Annotated in this window: 8 protein-coding genes; all 8 read right to left on the bottom strand. The window is 38.7% G+C overall.

All coding sequences use genetic code 11. The annotated features are described in order from the left end of the window. Positions 1 to 215: 215 nt before the first annotated feature. Positions 216 to 1,448, bottom strand: coding sequence for a DUF2130 domain-containing protein (locus tag ACST13_RS06350; RefSeq protein ID WP_459522379.1), 1,233 nt, complete (start codon positions 1,446 to 1,448; stop codon positions 216 to 218). Positions 1,449 to 1,474: 26 nt separating this feature from the next. Beyond that, on the bottom strand, positions 1,475 to 3,076 hold the full coding sequence (locus ACST13_RS06345; protein WP_459522378.1) for an AAA family ATPase: 1,602 nt from the start codon (positions 3,074 to 3,076) through the stop codon (positions 1,475 to 1,477). 2 nt (positions 3,077 to 3,078) lie between these two features. Further along, the gene (locus tag ACST13_RS06340; protein ID WP_459522377.1) at positions 3,079 to 4,077 is read right to left on the bottom strand and encodes a hypothetical protein; all 999 of its coding nucleotides are present in this window, start codon (positions 4,075 to 4,077) and stop codon (positions 3,079 to 3,081) included. A 282-nt stretch (positions 4,078 to 4,359) separates the two neighbouring features. Continuing rightward, positions 4,360 to 5,238 (bottom strand): hypothetical protein, encoded by an 879-nt coding sequence (locus ACST13_RS06335; protein WP_459522376.1) that lies wholly within the window; start codon positions 5,236 to 5,238, stop codon positions 4,360 to 4,362. Between the two features lie 238 nt (positions 5,239 to 5,476). Then, positions 5,477 to 5,896, bottom strand: coding sequence for a hypothetical protein (locus ACST13_RS06330; protein WP_459522375.1), 420 nt, complete (start codon positions 5,894 to 5,896; stop codon positions 5,477 to 5,479). A 127-nt stretch (positions 5,897 to 6,023) separates the two neighbouring features. Continuing rightward, complete coding sequence (locus ACST13_RS06325) at positions 6,024 to 6,656, bottom strand: hypothetical protein (protein ID WP_459522374.1); 633 nt, start codon at positions 6,654 to 6,656, stop codon at positions 6,024 to 6,026. Positions 6,657 to 6,851: 195 nt separating this feature from the next. Beyond that, positions 6,852 to 8,792 (bottom strand): DUF2779 domain-containing protein, encoded by a 1,941-nt coding sequence (locus ACST13_RS06320; protein WP_459522373.1) that lies wholly within the window; start codon positions 8,790 to 8,792, stop codon positions 6,852 to 6,854. Positions 8,793 to 9,028: 236 nt separating this feature from the next. Beyond that, positions 9,029 to 9,868: a hypothetical protein gene (locus tag ACST13_RS06315; protein ID WP_459522372.1), complete on the bottom strand. Its 840-nt coding sequence runs from the start codon at positions 9,866 to 9,868 to the stop codon at positions 9,029 to 9,031. Between the last annotated feature and the right edge of the window lie 18 nt (positions 9,869 to 9,886).

Raw genomic sequence — 9,886 nt, 5'->3', positions numbered from 1 at the left:
AGTATGCCAATTCATAATTGGGGAATTATTATTAACCAGTTTTTGGCTATATTTGAAAAAAGGGTCCGAATTTAAATGAAAATCCGAACCCTTTATTTTTTACTTACACAGTTAATGGGATAGTGCCGTGTTAGTAGAAAATAGTATTGTTTTCGTCCTTCACTATTTTTTACTTTTAACATTGATGAGAAGGTGCCAAATATAAAATTCACCAATTACTCCTCCACTACTTCCACCGAACTCCCATCATTTCCCAAATCATCAAACATTTTCTTCATGGTGGGATTATTGCGCGTAAGCTTTTTAATCGTCAAGTCGTCTGTTTTATTATTGGCCAGGCGCAAGTGATTTTCGCATAGAAGTAAGTCTTCCTTCACTTTGGTAAGTGCTTTGATGCTCTTGTCAATTTCTGCTATTGCTGATTCAAACTTAGTGCTCGCATTTTTGAAGTTTTTAGCAAAGGCTTCTTTAAATGAAGTAACACTCGATTCAAAATTGGTAATGTCAGTATTCTGCTCCTTCACAGCCGCTAGTTCTGTTTTATACTGCATCGCTCCCATACTTGCATTACGCAATAACGAGATGATGGGAATAAAAAATTGGGGGCGAACAACGAACATCTTCTCATACTTATGAGACACATCGACAATTCCTGCATTAAAAATCTCATCTTCTGGTTCCAGCAAACTAACAAGAACCGCGTATTCGCAATTCTTCTCCGTACGATCCTTATCTAACTTTTTGTAGAATTCCTCATTCTTCTTTTTAGAATTCCCCTCATCGGTCTCATTCTTCATCTCAAACATAATCGAAACTAGCTCAATACCCGTCTCGTCCTTCTCACGAAAAATATAGTCCCCTTTAGTTCCCGAACTCGCATCATTGTCCTTCCCAAAACTTGCATTTCTAAATGCCGTTGGGCGCAACTTTTCAAACTCAATTTCACAATGCTTTTCTAAGGTCTCCCCTACCATCTTGGTTGAAAGTCTTGCTTTCATATCTGCTAAGCGTTGAATGTCGGCCTCCTTAATACGAATGAGCTCTTGCATGGCACTCATTTGAGTCGTATGCTGTTCTTTAATGGATTTAGTTGCCAACTCCTGTTCCGTTTCCTTTAATCTCAACTGAGTAGCTAATTCATTACGTTCCTCTACGACAGCGCTAACAGCTTCCGATACTCTCAATTGTTGCTCAAGAACAGCTCTTTCTCTCTCCGCATTCATGGCTGCAATCTCCTGCTCCTTTTGAGCTAAAGATGCTTGAAGCTCATTTCTCAAGTTAGCCTTCGCTAACTCCACCGCTGCATTCTTCGCCTGCTCCGCTTGATCTAAACGGTTTTGAAGCTCCTCTTCAAACTGGTGATCACGTACTTGCTTCACGATGTCAGCAAATCCTGCTTGATCTACTTTGAAAACTTTGTGGCAATGAGGACATTTGATATCTTCCATGGTTACATAAATTTAAAATGTGTAGTTTAACTAGCAATTTTTTGAAAGCCGATAGACGAACCGACTGATTTTGTATAACGTGTTTTCTTTCCTAATTCCACTTGTTCGTCAATCAAGTCGAATAAAGTGTTTTCAGCAAATTCATTTCCGGAAAACTGTAAGAAAAAGCCTTTCTCACAGACAGAGTGAATGTCAGAACCAGATAACTCAAATTGAGCTAAGCGGCTAATCAACATTGGGTTTTGTTGCCAAAAACCTTCGCGTGAAGCCCATATTAACTTTCTTGCTTCAAAATCAGGCAAGCTGAAGTTAATCAAGTATTGAAAACGACGAATACAAGCTGGCTCGCAACGCTCTGGGCTTAACTCATTTAAGGTCCCTACAATGATGCCTTTAAAGGTATCGAGACTACGTAAGATTTGGGATATGCCGGCGTTTGTGTGAAAGGCGCTAGAAGTCGTAACGGGTGTTTTGGCCCCAATTAAATTATCCATCTCATTGATACACAAGACAACCTTGTTGTTATACTTTTTCATCAATTTAGGATACTCTACCTCGAACACGCGTCTGATGTTTTCCTCTGTTTTCCCTACGTACATATTATTAAGCGAGGCTACATTCATATAATAGTAGCCTAATTCTCTACAGGCTTGCGCTACAAATTCCGTCTTTCCAGCACCTGACTCCCCTGCTAAGATGACACCCAAGCGACGCGTTTCCCATACCTCAGAAGGACAAGATCTTAACACTGATTTTAAGCGATCTAAAGAGGCTTGAGTACTTGCAGAATAGTGCAAACTAACTGAATTAATATCGCTAGGAGCGATTAACTCAAAGCCATCAAACGACTCTGAAATACCCTGCTCGAAATCAGGCATAATCAAGCTGATCGATTTCTTCGTTGTAGTGACAGAAATCTCATCATCCCACATATCCTTCTCCATATTCCAATCATTCGACTTTAATAAGGGATGAGTTGCACTGTTCACCGATTGCATAAAGAACAAAAACTCTTTAGCGGAAACATACTTTTTAAATCGAGGCATTTCGATGCACTTGCTTGTTCCATCGATTACATAATTTGCTAAGGAATACAACAAGAAAAAGGCATCACTTTCCTTCTCTAATTCACCTAACTTGTGAACCAATGGCGCATCAGAAAACCACTCCTTAGCCTTCGCAATCATTAAGGCCGGAAAACCACGCGCGGAAATCCCCAACTCTTTAGAAAGAAAGGAGAAAGAAAAGAATACTTCTAAAAAGTCAATGATTGACTTAGCATCATCTGACTGAGGAACGTCTTGAAAAACTACTTTAATAGAACTATTAAATTTCTCCTCCGGTGCTAAAAATTGGATCACTTGACGGTGATGGGCTTCTACTAAAAACTCAAATTTATCTACGTCATTCTTTGGCAAAACTTCTTTAAACTTCTGTAAAAAAGCTGAAACCCCTAATTCTGAAATTACCTTCGAATCATCCTGCCCATCTAGCACTAAATCAAACTCATCCTCCTCTTTAGACGGACGAGACTTACGACGTTTAGGGGATGAATCCTTCTCTAAGTTCGCGACTTTCTTACGGAATAATTCCACATACTCCTCAAAAACTAACAAGGGTAATTGCATATTTAGGATTGTAATTTAGATTGTAATTGTGATGAAACGTATTTGTCAAAGTAGAATCTCATCGATTCCTTAAAATCCGAACTGCCTACAATGTCCAAGTGATTAATGAGACCAATAATCCATCCGGCCATCGGATCCACACGCAATAATTCTAACTCTATTCGGTAGGGTTTATCTAGGTCATCCCCCTCTAATTTCTCTATTTTAGGCACTAGCTTACTAAAGTGCAAGGAGAACAAAACAAACGCTTTTAAATCCATTCTAAGGTCTAGATATAATAATTCCTTTCCTTCAATTAAATAGCCAAATGGATCCCGCTTTATCTCAAACTTATCTAATTTCAGCTCCTTAGGGGCTTTATCTTTTTGTTTCTCTATCCCATCCATCCGTTCTAACTTAAAAACCTTCAAGACATTTCCTCCCTCGAGATCGTAAGCATAAATCTCTAAATTCTCCATATTGAAGGAGATGGGTACCACAAGCCGATCAGCAATCACTCCAGAAATAATACTCGAATAATTCTTAATCAACATCTGCATCTTAATCTTCGCCATGTTAATATGCTGCTCACACCAATCAATCAATTCTAGAGTCCGCTTAGGCATCAAATCCTCCTTCTTACGACGCTCTTGGTAGATACGTAGCAATTTAGCCTGTGTCATTAAGCGCACATCGGGATCAATAATGTCTCCAGCAGAAAAATACAAAGCTTGTGCTTCCTGCGAGTTCAATTCCGTTGCTTGAAATGCCGCCTTCTTTTTAATGGAATACTGGTCCCCGCGAATCAATTCGATTTGCCACTTTTCTTCGATGATATTCAAATAGCGATAAATCGTTCTCTTTTTGTCCTTTACCGCCTCGAATCCACCACCAAAAAGACGCTCTAAACTAATCATGGGAACTGGCTTCTCTGCCTCTAATAGAAACACCAAAAGCTTTAAGACATTCTCCTGAGTGGTAGAGCTTTTTATGACTTTCGAACTGACTTTAGACTCTTTCATTGATTAAACGGTTTAGTTCTTTTCGGGTTATTTCATCCCCGTTGCGGTAGACCACAAAGTTAGAATTAATTCTGAATTTCAAATACGCTAGTGTCAAAAGTAAGTCATTTATTTAAATATTAATCGTGACAATTTTTAGACCTAATTTTTTCATTATGAGTCAATTATAGATAATAAGTGGCATTTTTGAATGACAAAATCAAAATTAACTAGTGCTGTTTGACGTCAAAAAATGCAAAAAATTTTAAAGTCAAATACCTCCGCTACTTTGGTTCTAATAAATTATAATTCTCCGGTTATTTCCATGGTATTTAAATTAAACTGGGTAATCAATTTATTCACTCTAGGGTGTGGTTCATCGTTATAATAACGGTAACCCGCTCTCTTTATTAACTCCTCCCCTAAATCCAGGGCCATAAATGCTTCTTCCTCCACTAAATACTCCGAGGTAGTATGGTATAAATAATATCCTACCGGCACATTACAGCAAGTAAAATGGGGGCGTAATTTCACAATATCCGTATACGAATGTTGCTCTAACGTAAATTCTGTTTCTCTTTTTTCAGAGAACTCTAATAATAATGTTGTCCAAATCTTGCCTAATCCCTTTTCATCTTCCGGGTTATACATCAGCTGGTTTCCTAAGGTAATAGAGGACGTATTCGCCGGGCTATCAAACTCAAGGGCATAGCCTACGTTTTGCAAAAAGGAAACATCCACTTTCTCTGCTCCTCTGGCTCCTATCTCCTCCTGTACAGGGAAAAACCCCTTAAGTACAGTTTGTCTTAAAAATAGGATCAAGCAAATTCCAATTCCAACCTTGCAATCGGCCCCTAAGCCTACCGGATTATCATTAGCATCAAATCCCTTCAAAGCTGGCTTCAATTCTCCCGCATAATTAGGTAAAAGTAATTTCTTCGGGATAATCTCATTCCCGTGAATACGGTGAACCGTATCCGTATGAGCTACGACCAAAGGGTATTTTTGGTAAGCTCCCACTTCCCCTTTTTCGGCATACACATTCCCTATTTCATCTCGCCAGGCACGGATTCCGTGTTTTGTAAAAAACGCGAGCAAAAATTCAATCATCGCACCCTCATCTTTCGAATAAGTCTCAATAGCTAATACTTCCAGTAATAATTTATATTCGGATTGGGTCATAGGTGGATAGGTTTTAGTTTAATAAAATGTTAGGGTTCAAGGATAATTAAGATTAGCTTGAAAGAACGCTGAACTTTGACAGGTTGCAATGCTGACTCTTGGAATCTTGAATTTTGAATACAGGTTCTAGATCGACTATCGATAGCGTGCGATATGGCTATAAATGGGTGCTGATCTCTAACTATTCTCTCCCCCTAACAATATTGTATGGGGCGCTCCTTATGAGCGCCCGTATTTCTTACTCTACCTCTAGAACCGTGTCATGGTTAAAGCGGTCTAACTCCTCTTCTATCGCATCTATGCGATCCTGGAGGCTCATTATTATAGCGTCTCTTACCTCCACGGTCATTTCCGCCGTCTTAATCGTTTCAGTACTATCGTAGCGGCTAGTTACTGCTCCTTCAGAGCAATCTAAGTTTTGTAACTTATTCGCTTCTGTCTTCAATTCTGCCAGTAGGAATATTTTCTGTAACATTCCTCCCTTTACGTTCGCTTCATGTAGCTTGGTCTTTAGTTCCACTAACTCCATCGCCAGGTCCTCGTAGTTTTTCAAGGACTCAAACACACTGTAAGGCCGTCTGTTTTTCTCCGAAATGGAGTTGTAACGGCTCGCTTTTGCAAACTCGGCTTCCATCCTTCCGATGATCCGGTTCTTCATTTTAAGGCAATTCTTTATATTCGCCATATTATTTATAAGGTTTTTGTTGATAAAATTCCCCTCGAACATTGTAGCACAAAGTTCCGGAGAATAAAAAATGAAATGAATTAGATGTAAGGTTACAGCCTTACACTGGCAGCGCTGAAAGAATCTCAGCGTAACTTAAAGATTTATACGATTTAGCAGTAGGATAAAGATTTGCATAAGTCTCCGTAAGACTCATAAAATACTTAACTGTTTCACCCATTCCGCCTTTTCTAATCGTATTTAACTTTTGACAAGCAGCATTCTCACAAATATAGTCTTGTGAAGAAGTCCCACTCAAAACTGATCCAATTGATCTAAACAAATGGGCATTTTGTTGACAATATTGGCATTCCATTGTTCTCTCCCCTTGATGAAAGGAAAGAGCTAAAGCCCCTAAACTAGGGGACACACTACAGTAACTAAATGCACCAAACTCCGTGGAATATTTATTACATAATTCCGGATGCGCAACTAGGTACTCCCGATTTTCAAAGAACTTGTAAACATGAGGTCTAAAAAGAGCTTCATCACGTTTGATTCGCTCCTCTACTTTAAACCAGGCTTCGTATTGACCGTGCGTCAGAAAAATGACACCATCGATAATTTCTAATTTATTATCATCGATTAAATCCTTACGAACCATAGCCACACGACCTTTCTCATCATTCAGCTGGTAGACCCCTTCTGATGGTAGATAAAGTGCTTCGGCGACTATTTTGTTCTGTTTACTCATTCTTTTCTTTTGGTCAGATTTAACGATGCAAAATTCCGAATAATTCTACACATTAACAATACAAGGTCTTAACCATCAGGCATTTAAGTCTATTTACAGAGACAAAAAATAAGGCCAAAAAAGACATTATTAGTCTCTTTTTGGCCTCTATTATAACTAAACCTATATAAGTCAGTGACAAAAAATCACTTAAACTTAGGGGCATATTTCTTTAAAATGCTCATATATCATGACCATAGCGAGCGTATCAAGCTCACAATATTTCAATAATCCGCCTGTAATTTCACCGCGTTCTTTATCTGTCATATCCTGGTATTGTAACTTAGCATAAGCCGTTAATGCCATACCTCCATCCGCAATTCCATCCATCTCGGAAACGTTATCCTCTAATTCCATTTCCGTCCAACCTTCGAACAAGGGAGGTAACATTTTGTAGGGATTAACGACCCGCCCATTATCCTTCTTTAACCAAATATGCTCTGGTGAAAAATTAGAACTTGACACACCTACCTGCCCAATACTTTGGCCATACTTAGCTTGCAAAAAGGAACTAGAATTTAATATGGCAGGCAGAACTGCCTTGATCGAATTCGATCCTTTCGTGTAAGGATTATAATAGTATTTAAAAACGACGTCTTTCAAATCAACCATCTTTCTATCACCAGACCACTTATCAACACTATCTGCTTTGGAAACCGTTATCGACTTCATAAAATCAATTAAAACTTCTTTATCAGGTTCCGTGGATACTTTTAATTGATCAATAATGGCATTCAAAATAGTATTCTCATGCGTGGCAAAACGGAAAATCGTCCCATTATCATGCTCTAAAGCAGCCTTTAAGGCTCTGACAAAATGAAAGTTAGGAAACTCCCCCGGCGTATTTGAAATATACTCATCCGCATGTTCCACTCGACCATTGTTATGAATGATGTGATGCGAAAACTGGAAAGCCACCTGTTCGTAAGGCCTGCGACCAGCCGTAAAGGGCAACGCAACCGTCGATGTCTCAAAATCTATCATGTGCAAAGGAAACACCCAGCTATTCATTTCAGCCTTCAATCCTTCTTTATTGACCTCAATGGTCATGTCGTTTTTAACGGCTTTGTCTACTTGCATCCATTGTCTATCTCTATTTTTTCCATCAAAATCCTCCGTAACTAATTTCTCCATTAAAATCCGACCTTCCGGAAAGGTCTTCGTAGCTTGAAAATTCCAGATTTCCATTGAACTTGGCTTAGAAAATTCCACATCCGTCCACTGGTATTTCTTAATAAAACATTGCTCGAATCCGGAAATTAATCCTTTGGCCTTTTCCTCCTCTGTTGCTTTAAATTCACATTTTTTACACACGCTAAATGAAGTATTGGAATTTAAATATTGGCTGTTCGCATAAGCATCTCTAAACTTCACCATCGACGCTTTAAAATTTAATTCCTGAGAATAAGGATGTATACCATCAATGATTTCATCTACAATATCGTCCACATCGATTTCGGTCAGAACGGAATTACCGATTTCTGCCAAAGTATTCACCCGCTTAACTATCCCTTGTCTAGGATCGCCCCCCATGGGAACGCGAAATAACTGGTTCATACCATCAATACTAGCCGTCTTCGTCTTATCTGCCATCATAAAGGAGGCCTTATATTTAAATTCAGGAAAGGCTAATTCAGCCACTTTCTTCTGGAAAGCAAGGTCATATAGATACGGTTTATAGCCAGCATCCAATCCTCTTTTTTTCCCTTTAAAAATATTTTTTTTAGTCTGGTCTATGGATTTAGCTTTGACTTCAATCAGATGAATCTTATTTTTTTGTTTGACCAAAACATCAGTCCGCACATAGTATCCATCCACTAAAAATGCCGCTTCATAAATAATGACATTTTCTTGCTGCAAAGCATCCCTAGTTAAATCCGACGCTTTCTGGTATTCATGAGGCTCTGCATCGATAAAAATCCCACCAGGATAATGCATGCGCGCTAATTCCTCCACTTGAAAACCTCCGTTTGCTAATGCCTGCATAAAGGTATCGGTTGATTTCTTGTTCGGAAAAACAGCCGGCTTTCCTGTATAATAAAGCTTATTAGGGCACTCTAAACCTAGCTTAAATCGGGATTTTGACAAAACTTTCATAAAACAGATGGAATGGTTTAAACAAATATGTAGTAAGTTCAGAACTAAAAAAAATCTTGTGAAAGTTTCAGTGACAATTTTGTCAGTGAAGGCTACTTAAAAATAGGGGACTGCGCTGACCTAACCTGATACAATGCACCTTAAACCAGAAGAAGCCTCGGATATGCGAGACTTCTTCGATGATGAACCAGATCATACGGAGTTTATGGAATTTTATAGTCCGGGGTTATAAGGTTCTAAAATGATATTCTTATCAGATGAGCACTTGGAAAGCCAGCTCTAGAAATGCAAACCTTTTTAAATGGGCTACCTCCGCATCGAGTTGGATCAGGCATTAATAATCTAAAGTTAGCTGGATGCAATCCCGGTGGAACTATAGTAAGGGGAGGAAATCCATTTGCTGGGTTTACAATAAACTCAGAGATTGTATATGGGGCCACAAATGACAAATCCCAATCGTTACAAAGTAATGGTCCTAATGTATTAATACGTTCCTGTAAATTATATGGATTTAATAGATTGTTCCAAAAATTCAACGTTATTCCAGCTGCATTTAAGCTTGACCTTATATCAGTAGTAAAATCTATTGCAAATGAAAACAAGTCAAGCAATAAAACGCCTTTTGAAGCAAGATCTAATAAACACTCAATTTTATTTTGAGGACATGGTCTATAAGGACGTGCGCCAAATGCTATTCTTGGAGCAGATACCCAAGGGGTTTGTCCAACGTGGCGAATGTCATATATATAAGTATTATTTGTATCCCCTGCAATTGGAGTACAATTATTATATATGGGTGTATTTAAACGAGGAGGCGCTTCCCCTACTAGTATATATTTTATACACGGTGTTTTTACAAGTTTAGGGGTACCGTCAGCATTAAAAAAAGGATGAGGGTAGGGCATTCTAATTGCACCTTCTCTTTCTCGAGTACTATAACCTCTAAAAATATCCAAATAATCCTCTAACATCCCTTCTCGCAATAAATAATCATTGTAATCAGGAATTGGCATTGTAGGAAGAAGTGGCCCGAAGGTTCCACCCCAAAGATCACCAAATTGTTTTTTGCTCATCATGACGGCTAAATTTTACTA

It is taken from the genome of Aquirufa sp. A-Brett2-W8, assembly GCF_054558755.1.
This window is presented reverse-complemented; position numbering and strand designations above follow the sequence as displayed.

Bases quoted from the DNA above. Each gene is read 5' to 3' on its own strand.
- ACST13_RS06350 (WP_459522379.1), bottom strand. From the start codon at position 1,448: ATGGAAGATATCAAATGTCCTCATTGCCACAAAGTTTTCAAAGTAGAT.
- ACST13_RS06345 (WP_459522378.1), bottom strand. From the start codon at position 3,076: ATGCAATTACCCTTGTTAGTTTTTGAGGAGTATGTGGAATTATTCCGT.
- ACST13_RS06340 (WP_459522377.1), bottom strand. From the start codon at position 4,077: ATGAAAGAGTCTAAAGTCAGTTCGAAAGTCATAAAAAGCTCTACCACT.
- ACST13_RS06335 (WP_459522376.1), bottom strand. From the start codon at position 5,238: ATGACCCAATCCGAATATAAATTATTACTGGAAGTATTAGCTATTGAG.
- ACST13_RS06330 (WP_459522375.1), bottom strand. From the start codon at position 5,896: ATGAAGAACCGGATCATCGGAAGGATGGAAGCCGAGTTTGCAAAAGCG.
- ACST13_RS06325 (WP_459522374.1), bottom strand. From the start codon at position 6,656: ATGAGTAAACAGAACAAAATAGTCGCCGAAGCACTTTATCTACCATCA.
- ACST13_RS06320 (WP_459522373.1), bottom strand. From the start codon at position 8,792: ATGAAAGTTTTGTCAAAATCCCGATTTAAGCTAGGTTTAGAGTGCCCT.
- ACST13_RS06315 (WP_459522372.1), bottom strand. From the start codon at position 9,868: ATGATGAGCAAAAAACAATTTGGTGATCTTTGGGGTGGAACCTTCGGG.